Source organism: Bradyrhizobium sp. SZCCHNRI2009 (genome assembly GCF_032485115.1).
Lineage (GTDB): Bacteria > Pseudomonadota > Alphaproteobacteria > Rhizobiales > Xanthobacteraceae > Bradyrhizobium.
This window is the reverse complement of the sequence record NZ_JAUEUH010000001.1, coordinates 737,349-751,941: the sequence shown is the minus strand read 5'-3', so window position 1 is coordinate 751,941 and position 14,593 is coordinate 737,349. Positions and strand designations below refer to the sequence as shown.

11 protein-coding genes and 1 pseudogene are annotated in these 14,593 nt (G+C 66.2%); 7 read left to right on the top strand and 5 right to left on the bottom strand.

The window, feature by feature from the left end:
• Positions 1 to 181: 181 nt before the first annotated feature.
• From QX041_RS03390 to QX041_RS03380, 3 genes and pseudogenes are all read right to left on the bottom strand, one after another.
• Complete coding sequence (locus tag QX041_RS03390; RefSeq protein WP_316164478.1) at positions 182 to 841, bottom strand: glutathione S-transferase family protein; 660 nt, start codon at positions 839 to 841, stop codon at positions 182 to 184.
• 31 nt (positions 842 to 872) lie between these two features.
• Positions 873 to 1,359 (bottom strand): annotated as a pseudogene (locus QX041_RS03385) (SRPBCC family protein).
• A complete protein-coding gene (locus tag QX041_RS03380; protein ID WP_315714704.1) occupies positions 1,352 to 1,681 on the bottom strand; it encodes a metalloregulator ArsR/SmtB family transcription factor in 330 nt (109 codons plus the stop codon). The pseudogene QX041_RS03385 and the gene QX041_RS03380 overlap by 8 nt, the downstream one beginning before the upstream one ends.
• 214 nt (positions 1,682 to 1,895) lie before the next feature.
• Here QX041_RS03380 and QX041_RS03375 point away from each other — a divergent pair, with 214 nt between their 5' ends.
• Positions 1,896 to 3,299 carry a methyl-accepting chemotaxis protein gene (locus QX041_RS03375; RefSeq protein WP_315826240.1) on the top strand — a complete coding sequence of 468 codons (1,404 nt, stop codon included), beginning with the start codon at positions 1,896 to 1,898 and terminating at the stop codon, positions 3,297 to 3,299.
• Positions 3,300 to 3,627: 328 nt separating this feature from the next.
• Here the strand turns inward: QX041_RS03375 and QX041_RS03370 are convergent, their stop codons facing one another.
• Positions 3,628 to 5,241, bottom strand: coding sequence for an ABC transporter substrate-binding protein (locus QX041_RS03370; protein ID WP_315826241.1), 1,614 nt, complete (start codon positions 5,239 to 5,241; stop codon positions 3,628 to 3,630).
• Positions 5,242 to 5,505: 264 nt separating this feature from the next.
• On the opposite strand from QX041_RS03370, the gene QX041_RS03365 reads away from it, so the two are divergent.
• Positions 5,506 to 5,646, top strand: coding sequence for a hypothetical protein (locus tag QX041_RS03365; RefSeq protein ID WP_315714707.1), 141 nt, complete (start codon positions 5,506 to 5,508; stop codon positions 5,644 to 5,646).
• A 98-nt stretch (positions 5,647 to 5,744) separates the two neighbouring features.
• Here the strand turns inward: QX041_RS03365 and QX041_RS03360 are convergent, their stop codons facing one another.
• Positions 5,745 to 7,358 (bottom strand): ABC transporter substrate-binding protein, encoded by a 1,614-nt coding sequence (locus tag QX041_RS03360; protein ID WP_316164477.1) that lies wholly within the window; start codon positions 7,356 to 7,358, stop codon positions 5,745 to 5,747.
• 269 nt (positions 7,359 to 7,627) lie between these two features.
• On the opposite strand from QX041_RS03360, the gene QX041_RS03355 reads away from it, so the two are divergent.
• The 5 genes from QX041_RS03355 to QX041_RS03335 all read left to right on the top strand — a co-directional run bounded on the left by QX041_RS03355 (position 7,628) and on the right by QX041_RS03335 (position 14,584).
• Complete coding sequence (locus QX041_RS03355; RefSeq protein ID WP_316164476.1) at positions 7,628 to 8,758, top strand: M20/M25/M40 family metallo-hydrolase; 1,131 nt, start codon at positions 7,628 to 7,630, stop codon at positions 8,756 to 8,758.
• A gap of 407 nt (positions 8,759 to 9,165) precedes the next feature.
• A complete protein-coding gene (locus QX041_RS03350; protein WP_315714710.1) occupies positions 9,166 to 10,107 on the top strand; it encodes an ABC transporter permease in 942 nt (313 codons plus the stop codon).
• An 11-nt stretch (positions 10,108 to 10,118) separates the two neighbouring features.
• A complete protein-coding gene (locus QX041_RS03345; protein ID WP_315714711.1) occupies positions 10,119 to 11,009 on the top strand; it encodes an ABC transporter permease in 891 nt (296 codons plus the stop codon).
• A gap of 133 nt (positions 11,010 to 11,142) precedes the next feature.
• Positions 11,143 to 12,789 (top strand): ABC transporter ATP-binding protein, encoded by a 1,647-nt coding sequence (locus QX041_RS03340; RefSeq protein ID WP_315714712.1) that lies wholly within the window; start codon positions 11,143 to 11,145, stop codon positions 12,787 to 12,789.
• A 295-nt stretch (positions 12,790 to 13,084) separates the two neighbouring features.
• Positions 13,085 to 14,584 (top strand): M81 family metallopeptidase, encoded by a 1,500-nt coding sequence (locus QX041_RS03335; RefSeq protein ID WP_315749427.1) that lies wholly within the window; start codon positions 13,085 to 13,087, stop codon positions 14,582 to 14,584.
• Positions 14,585 to 14,593: the final 9 nt, after the last annotated feature.

The following is a 14,593-nucleotide window of genomic DNA, read 5'->3' as shown; positions in this document are numbered from 1 at the left end:
CGGGTGCGGCGGATGCCGAGGCCCTTCGACCTGCGTCGCAGCTAAAATGGAACCGGCCCGCAGCGATATAACCTGGATTAATCAGGCGGCTGAAAGTCGCGCATCCATCCCGACGGCCGTCGCGGCGCGATCGCTCGCTTGGGCTTTGGATCTCACCCGAAGCATGATTGACGCCACGCGCCTACGCCGCCTGCGCTCGCGCCGTCAGCTCCGCCATGGTGGTGGACTTGAAGCTCGGCCGCGCCTCCAGCCGTTCGATCCAGGCGACGAGGTTGGGATGGCCGGCGGTCAGCTCCGCCCATTCCGGCGTCAACGACAGGAAGCTCGCCTGCGGCGCGGCCTGCAGATCGGCCAGCGACAGATGATCGCCGACCATGAACGGCTGCTCGCCGAGCAGCCGCGACAACTCCGTGATGACGGTTCTCGCCTGCGGCATCGCGCGCGCGATCGCGGCTTCGTCGGTGGTCGTCCCGAAGAATTGCGGGCCGACGATGCGCTGGAAGATGATGACGTTGCAGACGCCCTGGAACAGGTACCAGTCGCTGATGTTCATCACCTGGTCCATGCGCGCGGCCTGCCTGATATCCGCGGGCGTCAGGGCCGGCTCGGGCAGCACGCGGTCGAGATAGCGCAGGATCGCCTGGGTCTCGTACAACACGAAGCCGTCATGCGCGAGCACCGGCACGCGCCCGAAGGGATGACGCGCCAGATGCGCCGCGCCCTTGGAGTCGCCCGGCGCCAGCGCCGCGAGCCGATACGGCGCGCCTTTCTCCTCCAGCGCGATCAGCACGCTGCGCCCGAACGGGCTCCCCGGCACGGAATGGACGACGAACTCGGACATCACGATCTCCCCCACGCAGATGATGAACTGCTCATGATGACGCCGGCGGCCGCTCGGCCTCGGCTACGAAGCGCTGCAGCAGCCCCGGCCAGCCGCCGTCGACATCCCGCCGCATCGACGCGCCGGCCTCGCGGCCCATGGTTTCGAACTTGTGGTGCAGCAGCTCGACGCGGGTCACGTCCGGGCCCTCGGCAACGAATTGCACATCGACCTCCGAGCGCATCGCCGCGTCCGGCTTCCACTGCGCATCGATCTGCCACAGCATGACGAAGCGATGCGGCGGCTCCCATAGCGTGATGGTCGCGACCGTGGTCGCCGTGCCGTCCTCGGCGATCTCGAGCCAGCGGCCGCCGAGCTTCGGCTCCAGCATCACCTTCTCGATCGGCTTGCGGCCGACCCCATGCGTATGCGGCCACCAGCGCGTCAGGCCCGCGCGTGAACACGTCGAACGCATGATCGATCGGCGCCCGGACATGGACGAGCTTCCGCACCGGCGCGATCACGGCCCCCTCACTCATCGATCCCCCCTTTCGTCTGCCGATGCGTGCGCTCCGCCTCGATCTTGAAGGCGAGCAGCGCGTCGTCCCAGAAGCTGTCGAGCCAGTCGCGCAGCTCGGCCAACCCCTCACGGCGCAACGCGTAGATGCGGCGCACGCCTTCGCTGCGCTCCTCGACCAGCCCGGCATCCTTCAGCACCTTCAGATGCTGCGAGACCGCCGGCCGCGACACCGGCATCCCGGCCGCGATCGCATGGACCGGCCGCGGTCCACCGCGCAGCCGTTCGAACACCTCCCGCCGCGTCGGGTCCGCCAGCACATTCAGTGTCGTTCCGTAAGTCATGGCTTACTGTAAGCCACTACTTACATAAACGTCAAGGCGGCAGGCCGGAGAACGCGAGAGCCCCGATCCCTGCAGATCTCGCCACCGCCGGTTGCAAGGAGAAACCCGCCATTAACCATAACCGAACCAGGGTGGAACCAACGGTTGCCGGCGTCCGGGCGGGTTGTGCGACGTCGCTCAGGCTGGCCGGGGCTCGCCATCAATGAGAGGCACGATGCTGGGATTCCGCCGAAAGAACGAACCATCGGACGCCCCGCTTGCGTCCGACACCTCCGCACACGACGCCTTCCAGGACGCGCTGGCGCAGTGCCTCGGTGACTGGGCGGACGGCAAGCTCAATCGCGATATCGGAGGCGTCGATGCTGCCGCGCTGCGCGCCCAGCTCAAGCCGCAACTGATCGAGGCCATCCATCGTCTCGGCACTGCGCTCGCGGCCCGCGCGTCCCAGGATCTCGATTCCGTCGTCGACATCTGCATCAACAGCAACGAAGCCTCGATCAGCGCGGCGCGCCTGATCGGCGCCTCCAACAATCAGTCCGAACGCTGTCAGAGTCTCGCTGCCGCATCGGTGGAGATGCAGGCCTCCGTGCACACCATCCGGTCGACGTCGACCGAAGCCGCTGCCGAGGCCGCCGCGACGCGCCAGGCCGTCGAGAACAGCGTGACCGCGGTACAACGGACGTTGCAGACGATGAACGGCATCGCCAGCTCCGTGCGCGACACCTCGGCGAAGATCGCCGATCTCAGCGCCGCCTCCGCCGAGATCGGATCCATCGTCGGCACCATCGACGCGATCGCCAACCAGACCAACCTGCTGGCACTCAATGCCACCATCGAGGCGGCGCGCGCCGGCGAATTCGGCAGGGGCTTCGCGGTGGTCGCCGCGGAGGTCAAGAACCTGTCGCAGCAGACGACCAAGGCGACGGAGGACATCAAGGGTCGCATCGAGCGGCTGCAGGCCGAGATGAGCGGCATCGTCGAGGCCATGGCCGGCGGCGCCAAGGCGGTCGAGGTCGGCATGTCCGAGATGAACGATCTGGCGCAGGCGATCGATCAGGCCGGCACCCGGACCGCGGTGGTCAGCACCAAGATGGACGAGATCTCCGGCATTCTCGCCGAGCAGTCCGCCGCAACCGACGAGGTCGCGCAGGGCATCACCATCATCGCCGATCTCGCGACCGCCAATGCCAACGAGGTGATGTCGCTCGCGGACACCATGGGCAAGACGGACGCGAAGGTCGGCAAGATGCTGGGCGAGATCGCCAAGCTCTCGCTCGACAACCAGGTGGTGAGACTGGCCAAGGCCGATCACGTGATCTGGAAGAAGCGGCTGGTGGACATGTCGGTCGGCCGGCTGCAACTTCGCGCCGACGAGCTCTCCGATCATCACACGTGCCGGCTCGGCAAATGGTACTATGGCGAAGGCGGCCAGCGTCTGGCCGGCGATCCGGCATTTCGCAACCTCGAACGCCCTCACGAGGCGGTGCACCGCCACGGCAAGGAAGCCGCGCGCCTGTTCAGCTCAGGGCGCATCGATGAAGCGCTCAACGAGATCGGCAGGGTCGAGGTCGCTTCCAGCGAGGTGTTGGCGGCGCTGGACGAGATCAGGGCCTCATAGCTACGAGGCTGCTGCCGACGTCACGTCACTCCATCCTCGCGTCATTCCGGGGCGTGCGCAGCACGAGCCCGGAATCCATAGCCACAGGACAGGGTGTGGTGTGAGATGGCAGTGGCGCTTGTCTTCGCCACATGATGGCGCGTGGATATGGATTCCGGGCTCATCGCTGCGCGATGCCCCGGAATGACGGCGAGAGAGCCGGCCCCGTCGGCAGTCGTGTAGCCCGGATGAGCGATAGCGACATCCGGGTCTCCTCCACAGCGCGTTTGAACCCGAATGTCGCTATCGCTCATCCGGGCTGCGGCTACGGGCCGCGGCCGACATCTCGTCACTCGCTCTTGTCGACGTTCCAGAACACCGGCACGGCCTGCCCTTCCAGGACGCCGGTGATCGATTTGCGCCAGGCGCTCGGCATGAACCATTGGCCGAGCGGCACGTAGATCACCTGGTCGTAGACCTCCTGCTGAATCTGGGCGGCGATCCGCTTCTGGTCCTCCGGCTTCGTGGCCTTGGCGAAGGCGTCGCGCAGCTCCTCCATCTTGGGATCGTCGGGCCAGCCGAACGGGCTCTTCTGGCCGCGTGCGCCGACGAAGGTGCTGCCGATCGGATTGCCGGAGTCGGCGATCACCGAGTTGGTGAAGAACATGTTCCAGCCGCCCTCCTTGGGCGGCTTCTGGCTGGCACGCCGCGTCACCACGGTCTGCCAGTCCGTCGTCTGCAGATCGACCTTGAAGCCGGCCTCGCGCAACAGCTGCGCGGCGACCACCGGCTGCGCCTTCAGGGTGATCGCATCGCCCGGCGCGAGGATCACGACGGGCGTACCGTCATAGCCGGCCTCGGCCAGCAGCTTCTTGGCCTGCTCCATGCCGTTGCCCTTCACCAGCGTCTCCGAGCCGATGTCGGATTCGAGCGGCGTGCCGCAGCCGAACACGGCGCCGCAGATCGTGTAGTACTTGGCGTTACCGACGAGCGCATCGAGCACATCCTTCTGGTTCAGCGCCAGGAACGCCGCACGGCGGATCTTCACATTGTCGAACGGCGGAAACAGGAAGTTCATGCGTCCCAAGGTCTGGTAGCCGAACTTGTTCAGCACGTTCATCGAAAGATCGGGATTGGCTGATAGCACCGGCTCGAGATCGAGCGGCGGGAATTCCATGAAGTCGATGTCGCCGGCCTGCAGCGCGTTGACGGCCGTCTGCGCATCGGGCATCGAGACCCACTCGACGCGGTCGACCTTCACCACCTTGCCGCCGGCCGTCCAGCTCGGCGGCTCCTTGCGCGGCACGTAGTCGGTGTTCTTCTCATACACCGCCTTCACGCCCGGCTGGAATTCCGCCTTGACGAACTTGAACGGTCCGGAGCCGATCTGCTCCGAGATCTGCTGGTTCGCAGGCGTCTCGGCCAAACGCTTCGGCATCATGAACGGTACGTAGGAGGACGGCTTGCCGATCGACTCCAGCACCAGGCCGTACGGCTCCTTCAGCTTCAAGGTGATGGTCTTGGCATCGGTGGCCTCGAGCGAGGCCGTGGCCTCCATCAGCTTCTGGCCCATGCTGTCGTTGCGGCTCCAGCGCTTCAACGAGGCGACGCAATCTTCGGCGGTGACCGGCGCGCCGTCGTGCCACTTCAGGCCGTCGCGCAAGGTGAAGGTGTAGGTCAGCTTGTCGTCCGAGACCGTCCACTCTGCCATCTGCGGCTGGACCTGAAACTTGGCGTCGGTCCCGAGCAGGGTGTCGTATACCATGTAGCCGTGGTCGCGCGTGATGTAGGCCGGCGTGAACACGGGATCGATGACGCGCAGATCCGAATGCATCACCGCCGTAATCGTCTTCTTGCCGGCGGCGAGGGCCTGGGTCGTCACGCCCGCCATCGACACGGCCATGACCGAGGCGACGAACCATGAAACGAGCGCGGATGCGGTCCGGCGCGGAGTATGTGACATGCGATCTCTCTTGACGTGGGCTTCCATCCGAGGGCCCCGATACCGATCAAGGCCTGACGAGGCGTCCTGCGTCGCGTCTGCAAACGCTCAGCAAACAGTCTCGGCGAGGGAGACTTGCAGCAGTTCCATCGGAGGTCAATCGCCACGGACGCATGGGTCACCGCATCACGCGGCTGCACACATCGTGACTGCCGACGATGGCGTCCCGCCATCTGGAACTCGGCTGCGCCTCGTCCGTTATGCGCAGCAGCAAGGAGCCTGATGATGCCGAATGAAGTCACCAAGCCGCGGGACAGCCGACATCCGGCCATGCCGATCCGCACCGATAAGAACCCGTCCCAGGATCAGATCAGCCCACCCTTGATGGTCGAGGGTCTCGAAGCCGTGCGCGATCCGCACTGCTGAAGGGCGCTAACGCACGGGCGAATGCAGGAACAAAAAAGAGACGCGGCGAAGTCTCCACTTCGCCGCGTCTTTGTTTGCGTCACGAGTGCGTCCGCCGCCTACTCGCTCTTGTCGACATTCCAGAACACCGGCGTCGCCGGGCCGTCGAGCACGCCGGTCAGCGATTTGCGCCAGCCACTCGGCAGCAGATATTGTCCGAGCGGGATGTAGATCACCTTCTCGTAGTTCTGCTTCTGGATTTCGGTGGCGATCTTCTTCTGCTCGTCGAGCGAGGACGACCGCGCATAGGCGTCGCGCAGCTTCTCGATGTCGGCATCCTCGGCCCAGCCGAACCAGCCGCCCTTGGTGCCGCGGCCGCCGACCGAGACGTTCGCCACGGGATTGGCGACGTCGGCGCCGACCCAGTTGGTGAAGAACATGTTCCAGCCGCCCTCCTTCACGGGCTTCTGGCTGGCGCGCCGCGTCACCACCGTCTGCCAGTCGGTGGCCTGCAGGTCGACCTTGAAGCCGGCCTCGCGCAACAGCTGCGCCGCCACCACGGGCTGCGCCTTCAAGGTGGTGACGTCGCCCGGCGCCATGATCGCGATCGGCGTGCCGTCATAGCCGGACTCGGCAAGCGCCTTCTTGGCCTCGGCCATGCCGTTGCCCTTGATCAGCGTCTCGGCACCGACGTCGGTCTCGAGCGGCGTGCCGCACACGAACACGGCGCCGCAGACCTTCTGGTACTTCTCGTTGCCGACCAGCGCGTCGAGCACGTCCTTCTGGTTCAGGGCGAGGAAGGCCGCGCGGCGCACCTTCACGTTGTCGAACGGCGGGTTGAGGAAGTTCATGCGGCCGAGCGTCTGGTAGCCGAACTTGTTCAGCACGTCGATCTTGAGCTCGGAGTTCGACTCCAGCACCGGCAGCATGTCGTAGGGAAGGTTCTCCATGAAGTCGATGTCGCCGGACTGCAGCGCGTTCACAGCGGTCTGCGCGTCAGGCATCGTGATCCACTCGACGCGGTCGACCTTCACCACCTTGCCGCCGGACGTCCAGCTCGCCGGCTCCTTGCGCGGCACGTAGTCGGTGTTCTTCTCGTACACCGCCTTCACGCCCGGCTGGAATTCCGCCTTGACGAATTTGAACGGGCCCGAGCCGATCTGCTCGGGAATCTGCTCGCCCTGCGGCGTCTCGGCGAGACGCTTCGGCATCATAAACGGCACCAGCGAGGACGGCTTGGCGATCGACTCCAGGACGAGTCCGTAGGGCTCCTTCAACTTGAGCACGATGGTCTTGGCATCCGGCGCCTCCAGGCTCGCCGTGAAGTCCATCAGCTTCTGGCCCATGCCGTCATTGCGGCCCCAGCGCTTCAGCGAAGCGACGCAGTCCTCGGCGGTCACCGGCGTGCCGTCGTGCCATTTCAGGCCGTCGCGCAGGGTGAAGGTGTAGGTCAGCTTGTCGTCGGAGACCTTCCAGTCCGCCATCTGCGGCTGGACCTTGAAATTCGAATCGGTCGCCAGCAGCGTGTCGTAGACCATGTAGCCATGATCGCGGGTGATGTAGGCCGTCGTGAATCCGGGATCGATGACGCGCAGATCCGAATGCATCACCGCCGTGATCGTCTTCTTGCCGGCTGCGATGGCCTGGGTGCTCAGCGCCGTCGAGAGCGAAAGCATGGAAACGGCGAGGCTCGTCGCGAGCGTCAGACGTTTCCAGCGCGGGCTGTGGAACATTACGAGGTCTCCTGAGTGGATGGCTTGACCTGAAACTCATCAGATCCAGACCATTCGTTGGGCGTGCAGATCAATCCTTGTGCGAACTAACATGCTGTAAGTCGCGAGCTTTCGACAGTTGCAGACGTCGCCTTTCGCGTCAATCCGCATTCAGCGCATGCGGCCCTGGGCTGAGAATGCCGTTAACGTCTGCGTAGCTTTCGCTTTACAAGACGTGCGCAACTCCGTCTCGTGTCATGAGATCGCGACAAAGCCTTGAGAGAGCACAAATGAATCCAGCCCATCTTCCCTTCGATACCGACATCATGCTGCAGGGCTTGCGCGGCTGGGTCGAATGCGAAAGTCCGACCTGGGACGCCGCCGCGGTGGAGCGCATGCTGGATCTTGCCGCGCGCGACATGGCCATCCTGGGTGCGACGATCGAGCGCATCGCCGGGCGCCAGGGTTTCGCCGGCTGCGTGCGCGCCCGCTTCCCGCACCCGCGGCAGGGTGAGCCCGGCATCCTGATCGCCGGCCACATGGATACCGTTCACCCCGTCGGCACGCTGGCCAGGCTGCCTTGGCGCCGCGAGGGCAACAAATGCTACGGGCCCGGCATCTGCGACATGAAAGGCGGCAACTATCTCACGCTGGAAGCGATCCGCCAGCTGATCAAGGCTTCCATCGCGACGCCGCTGCCGATCACCATCCTGTTCACGCCGGACGAGGAGGTCGGCACGCCCTCGACCCGCGACATCATCGAAGCCGAGGCGCAGCGCAACAAATACGTGCTGGTGCCCGAGCCGGGCCGTCAGGACAACGGCGTGGTGACCGGCCGCTATGCCATCGCCCGCTTCAATCTCGAGGCGATCGGACGTCCGAGCCATGCCGGCGCGCGGCTCGGCGCGGGCCGTTCCGCGATCCGGGAAATGGCGCGACAGATCCTCGCCATCGACGGCATGACGACGGAGGACTGCACCTTCTCGGTCGGCATCGTGCATGCCGGCCAGTGGGTCAACTGCGTCGCCACCACCGCCACCGGCGAAGCGCTCAGCATGGCGAAGCGGCAGGCCGATCTCGACCGCGGCGTGGAGCGGATGCTGGCGCTGTCCGGCACCACCGACGACGTGACCTTCAAGGTGACGCGCGGCGTGACGCGGCCGGTGTGGGAGCCGGATTCCGGAACCATGGCGCTGTACGACAAGGCGCGCGGCATCGCCGAACAGCTCGGCCTGTCGCTGCCGCACGGCTCGGCAGGCGGCGGCTCGGATGGCAACTTTACCGGCGCGCTCGGCATTCCGACCCTCGACGGCCTCGGGGTGCGCGGCACCGACATGCACACCCTGAACGAGCACATCGAGATCGACAGCCTTGCCGAGCGTGGCCGCCTGATGGCGGGTCTGCTCGCGACCCTGGCGTAGGATTGCCTCCGGGCAAGATCTCGTAGCCCGCATGAGCGCAGCGACATGCGGGGTCACCGCCGCAGCGCGAGACCCCGGGGTCGCTTCGCTCTCCCGGCTACGCACCGCCTGCTGCGCAGCAGCACGGTTTCATTTTCCGGGACCAGGACGGTGAGTAGACAACGGCTCCACGGCGCGCGCATGATGGCATGCGGCTTGCAAAGTTTCGCGCAAGGTTCGCCGCAAAGTGCTGCGACATTGTTCGCAAATGCGACGGTTCGCGCGGATCACGAACGCCGTGTCATCGCGCGTGCACGAGCGGACGAGCGAACACCGGAGACCTTGAAAGCGATGGATATCGGTGACATGCACACTCTCTCACGACGTTGCGCGCGTCGCCCCAGCACCATGAAGGCGGTTCTCTCAAGATGATCGGTTATCTGCTTCGCCGCATCCTCGCATCCATCCCCGTGATGGGCGTGGTGGCGCTGTTCGTCTTTCTGCTGCTGCGGCTGACGCCGGGCGATCCCGCCGCGATTCTCGCCGGCGACAACGCGACCCCTGAGCAGCTCGAGCGCATCCGCACCACGCTCGGACTGAACGAGCCGCTCTACATCCAGTTCATCACCTGGATCAATCAGCTGCTGCATGGCGATCTCGGCGTGTCGCTGATCTCGAAGGTGCCGGTGCTGCAGATGATCGGCCAGCGCATCGAGCCGTCGATCTCGGTCGCGATCTCGACCATCATCCTGTCGATTCTCGTCGCGGTCCCGCTCGGCGTCATCGCGGCCTGGAAGCACGGCACCTGGATCGATCGTTTCGTGATGGCGCTCTCGGTGATCGGCTTCTCGGTGCCGGTGTTCGTCATCGGCTACATCCTGATCCAGCTGTTCGCGATCAACCTGCGCTGGGTCCCCGTCCAGGGCTTCAAGAGTCTCAGCGCCGGCTTCGGCCCGTTCTTCGAGCGCATCATCCTGCCGACCTGCGCATTGTCCTTCATCTACGTCGCGCTGATCGCGCGCATGACGCGCGCCGCGATGCTCGACGTGCTCGGCGAGGACTTCGTGCGCACCGCGCGCGCCAAGGGCGTCAGCGAGATCGCGGTGCTGCTGCGCCACGCGTTGCGCAATGCGGCCGTGCCCGTCATCACGGTGATCGGCTCCGGCTTCGCGCTGTTGATCTCCGGCGTCGTGGTCACCGAGAGCGTGTTCAACCTGCCCGGCATCGGCCGCCTCACCGTCGACGCCGTGCTGGCGCGCGACTATCCGGTCATCCAGGGCATGATCCTTCTGACCTCCTTCATCTATCTCGCGGTCAATCTCCTGATCGACCTCGCCTACACCCTGCTCGATCCACGCATCCGCTACTGAGGCCCTTTCCGATGGCGATCGTCACCACCCCTGAGCCGTCGATCCCGGTCACCACGCGACTGGGGCCCCGGTTCGGCTTTCTCACCTCGACCCCGATCATCGCCGTGGCGACCGTCTGCCTGTCGCTCATCGTGCTGATATCGATCCTCGCACCGCTGCTGGCGCCGCACGATCCCGTGCTGCTCGCGCCGGCGCAGCGGCTCAAGCCGTCGAGCGCGCAACACCTGCTCGGCACCGACGCCTATGGCCGCGACCTGCTGTCGCGCACGATCTATGGCGGCCGCATCTCGCTTCTGGTCGGCGTCGGCGCCGCGATCATCTCGATCGCGATCGGGCTCGTGATCGGCCTCGTCTCCGGCTTCTTCCGCTGGGTCGACGCCATCCTGATGCGCGTGATGGACGGCCTGATGGCGATCCCGAGCATCCTGCTCGCCATCGCCGTCGTCTCGCTGTCGGGCGCCAGCGTCGGCACCGTGATGATCGCGATCACCATCGTCGAGATCCCGCGCGTCGCGCGCCTGGTCCGCTCGGTCGTGCTGACGGCACGCGAGGAGCCCTACGTCGAAGCTGCGATTTCGCTGGGGACGTCGATGCCCAAGATCATGTGGCGGCATCTGATGCCGAACACGATCGCGCCGCTGATCGTCCAGGGCACCTACATCTGCGCCGCCGCGATCCTCACCGAGGCGATCCTGTCGTTCCTCGGCGCCGGCATCAGCCCGGAGACGCCGACCTGGGGCAACATCATGGCCGAGGGCCGCTCCTACTTCCAGATCAAGCCGTCGCTGATCTTCTGGCCGGGCCTGCTGCTGTCGATCGCGATCCTCTCGATCAACCTGATCGGCGACGCCGCCCGCGACGCGCTCGACCCGCGCATGAAGCAGCGCGAGGCCGGCAAGTGACGGCCCTTCGTAGCCCGGATGATCATCTCACTTTTCGTCATTGCGAGCGAAGCGAAGCAATCCAGGGCCACGCCCGGAACTCTGGATTGCTTCGTCGCTTCGCTCCTCGCAATGACGCTGGAGAAATGAACACATGACCGACACCATCCTCGACATCGACAATCTCGTCGTCACCGTCGGCAAGACGAAGAACCCGAACGGCCCGCGCATCATCGACGGCGTCTCGATCAAGGTCGAAAAGGGCGAGACGCTCTGCGTCGTCGGCGAAAGCGGCTCCGGCAAATCGGTGACCTCGCTGACCACGATGGGCCTGCTGCCGAAGAACGCGCTGCATGCCGTCGGCGGCAGCGTCAAGCTGGTCGGCGAAGAGCTGCTCACCGCGAGCGATCGCCGGCTGCGCGAGCTGCGCGCCACCCGGATGGCGATGATCTTCCAGGAGCCGATGACCGCGCTCAATCCGGTCGTGCCGGTGGGCCGCCAGATCGACGAGGTCCTGCGCGCGCATACGTCCCTCGATGCGCGGACGCGGCGCAAGCGCATCCTCGACATGATGGAGCAGGTCCACCTGCCCGACGTCGAGCGCATTTTCGGCTCCTATCCCCATCGCCTGTCCGGCGGCCAGCGCCAGCGCATCATGATCGCGATGGCGCTGGTGCTCGAGCCGAAACTCCTGATCGCCGACGAGCCGACCACCGCACTCGACGTCACCACGCAGAAGCAGATCCTCTCGCTGATCCGCGAGTTGCAGCGCGATCACGGCACCGCCGTGCTGTTCATCACCCACGACATGGGCGTCGTCGCCGAGATCGCCGACCGCGTCTCGGTGATGCGCCAGGGCCGCCTGGTCGAGACCGGCGCGCTCGACAAGATCCTGCGCAGCCCCGAGATGGACTACACGCGCAACCTGCTCGCCTCCGTCCCCAGCCTGATCCCACGCCCGCCGCGGCCCGAGAGCACCGAGCCGGTGGTGCTGGAGACCAACGAGCTCGGCAAGGTCTATCGCGAGCGCTCGTTCCTCGGCAAGGCGCGCGAAGTCGTCGCGGCGCAGAACGTCACGCTCACCCTGCGCAAGGGCCGCACGCTCGGCATCGTCGGCGAAAGCGGCTCCGGCAAATCGACCGTGGCCCGCTGCATCGTGCGGCTGATCGATCCGACCTCCGGCGGCGTCCGCCTCGCCGGCCACGAGATCTCGATCCTGACCCGCCGGCTGCTGCAGCCGCACCGCAAGCGCATCCAGATCGTGTTCCAGGATCCCTACCGCTCGCTCAACCCGCGGCTGACCGTCGGCGAGAGCATCGCCGAGGGACCGGTCAACTACGGCACCTCGCATGACAAGGCGATGGCGCGGGCGCGCGAGCTGCTCGAGCTGGTCGGCCTGCCCGCGGACGCGATCTCGCGCTACCCGCACCAGTTCTCCGGCGGCCAGCGCCAGCGCATCGCGATCGCGCGCGCGCTCGCGCTCGATCCCGACGTGCTGGTGGCGGATGAAGCGGTCTCCGCGCTCGACGTCTCGGTGCAGGCGCAGGTGCTGGAGCTGCTCGACGAGATCCAGCGCCGGCTCGGCATCGCCATCCTGTTCATCACGCATGACCTGCGCGTCGCCGCGCAGATCTGCGACGACGTCGTCGTGATGCAGAAGGGCCGCATCGTCGAGCAGGGCCCGGCCGGCGAGATCCTGACGCATCCGAAGGAGGCCTATACCAAGTCCCTGCTCGAGGCCGCGCCGGGACGGAACTGGGATTTCGCGAACTTCCGGCCGGTGGCGGAGGCGGTGGCGTAGCAGCGCCACCCACCGCTGTCATTCCGGGGCGTGCGCAGCACGAACCCGGAATCCATACCCACCGGCGGGTGTGGTGATATCGGCTGGTCGACAGCCTGCTTCCCAACGACCGCCTGTGGGTATGGATTCCGGGCTCATCGCCGCGCGATGCCCCGGAATGACGCGCGGAGAGAGTCCGTGCAGGCCGGCGCGCCGTCATCGTGGCCCGCATGCAAAACGGCATCGCTCCTTCGCTTGCCTGCGCCGCGAGGGCCGGTCTAACGTCATGACACGTTCAACGGCCTGAGGCGAAGTAATGACGCGCGTCGCGATCGGCGGCTTCCTGCACGAGACCAATACATTCGCACCGACGAAAGCCGACTACGACGCGTTCATGCACGGCGGCGGCCGCGCTTCGATCGCCGATGCGGCCTCCGTGCTCACGACGATGCGCGGCATCAATGCCGGCCAGGCCGGCTTCATGGCAGTCGCGGAAGCCAACGGTTGGGACGTCGTGCCCACCATCGCCTGCGCGGCGAGTCCCTCCGCGCATGTCACCAGGGATGCGTTCGAGCGCATCACGGGCGTGATGGTCGACCGCATCAAGGCCGCCGGCCCGCTCGACGGCGTCTATCTCGACCTGCATGGTGCGATGGTGACGGAGCATCTCGACGACGGCGAAGGCGAGATCCTGGCGCGCGTGCGCGAGGTGATCGGCCCGAACGTGCCGCTGGTCGCGAGCCTCGACCTGCATGCCAACGTCACCCCCGAGATGATGGCACATGCCGATGCGCTGATCGCCTACCGGAAATATCCGCACACCGACATGGCCGACACCGGCCGCGCCAGCGCCGAGCACCTCGCGCTGCTGCTGCGCGCAAAGACGCCGCTGGCGAAAGCCTTCCGGCAGTTGCCGTTCCTGATCCCGATCAGCTGGCAGTGCACCAATGACCAGCCGACCAAGGGCATCTACGAGAAGCTTGCGGCGCTGCAGAGCGAGGCGGTGCCGACGCTGTCGTTCGCGCCCGGCTTTCCCGCCGCCGATTTCGCGCATTGCGGCCCAAGCGTGTTCGCCTATGGCCGGACGCAGGCCGACGCGGACGCCGCGGCGGATGCGATCGCGGCGATCGTCGCGGGCCACGAGGATGATTTCGACGGCCGCATCTACACGCCCGATGACGGCGTGCGCCATGCGATGACGCTGGCGAAGACAGCGACGCGTCCGATCGTGATCGCCGACACCCAGGACAATCCCGGCGCGGGCGGCGATTCCGATACGACCGGCATGCTGCGCGCGCTGGTGCGCAATCGCGCCAGCCGCGCCGCGATCGGCATGATCTACGATCCGCAAGCGGCGATCGCCGCGCATGCGGCCGGCGAAGGGGCCACCGTGACGCTGTCGCTCGGCGGCAAGAGCGGCATTCCCGGCGATGCGCCGTTCGAGGAGAGCTTCATCGTCGAGAAGATCTCCGACGGCCGCTTCGTCGCACCCGGCCCGTTCTACGGCGGCCGCAAGATGGAAATGGGACCGTCAGCGTGTTTGCGCATTGGCGACGTCCGCGTCGTCGTGGCCTCGCACAAGTCCCAGCTTGCCGACCAGGAGATGTACCGCTTCGTCGGCATCGAGCCGACCGCGCAGGCGATCCTGGTCAACAAGAGCTCGGTGCATTTCCGCGCCGATTTCGAACCGATCGCCGAACATCTCCTGATCTGCGCCGCGCCCGGCGCGATGCCCGCCGATCCCTCCACCCTGCCCTGGACCAGCTTGCGTCCGGGCATCCGCCTCAAGCCGAACGGCCCGGCGTTCGAAGCTTAACCCGACAAC

Coding starts and splice junctions, on each gene's coding strand:
- QX041_RS03340 (WP_315714712.1), top strand. CDS start 11,143: ATGACCGACACCATCCTCGACATCGACAATCTCGTCGTCACCGTCGGC.
- QX041_RS03355 (WP_316164476.1), top strand. CDS start 7,628: ATGAATCCAGCCCATCTTCCCTTCGATACCGACATCATGCTGCAGGGC.
- QX041_RS03335 (WP_315749427.1), top strand. CDS start 13,085: ATGACGCGCGTCGCGATCGGCGGCTTCCTGCACGAGACCAATACATTC.
- QX041_RS03380 (WP_315714704.1), bottom strand. CDS start 1,681: ATGACTTACGGAACGACACTGAATGTGCTGGCGGACCCGACGCGGCGG.
- QX041_RS03360 (WP_316164477.1), bottom strand. CDS start 7,358: ATGTTCCACAGCCCGCGCTGGAAACGTCTGACGCTCGCGACGAGCCTC.
- QX041_RS03375 (WP_315826240.1), top strand. CDS start 1,896: ATGCTGGGATTCCGCCGAAAGAACGAACCATCGGACGCCCCGCTTGCG.
- QX041_RS03365 (WP_315714707.1), top strand. CDS start 5,506: ATGCCGAATGAAGTCACCAAGCCGCGGGACAGCCGACATCCGGCCATG.
- QX041_RS03350 (WP_315714710.1), top strand. CDS start 9,166: ATGATCGGTTATCTGCTTCGCCGCATCCTCGCATCCATCCCCGTGATG.
- QX041_RS03390 (WP_316164478.1), bottom strand. CDS start 841: ATGTCCGAGTTCGTCGTCCATTCCGTGCCGGGGAGCCCGTTCGGGCGC.
- QX041_RS03345 (WP_315714711.1), top strand. CDS start 10,119: ATGGCGATCGTCACCACCCCTGAGCCGTCGATCCCGGTCACCACGCGA.
- QX041_RS03370 (WP_315826241.1), bottom strand. CDS start 5,241: ATGTCACATACTCCGCGCCGGACCGCATCCGCGCTCGTTTCATGGTTC.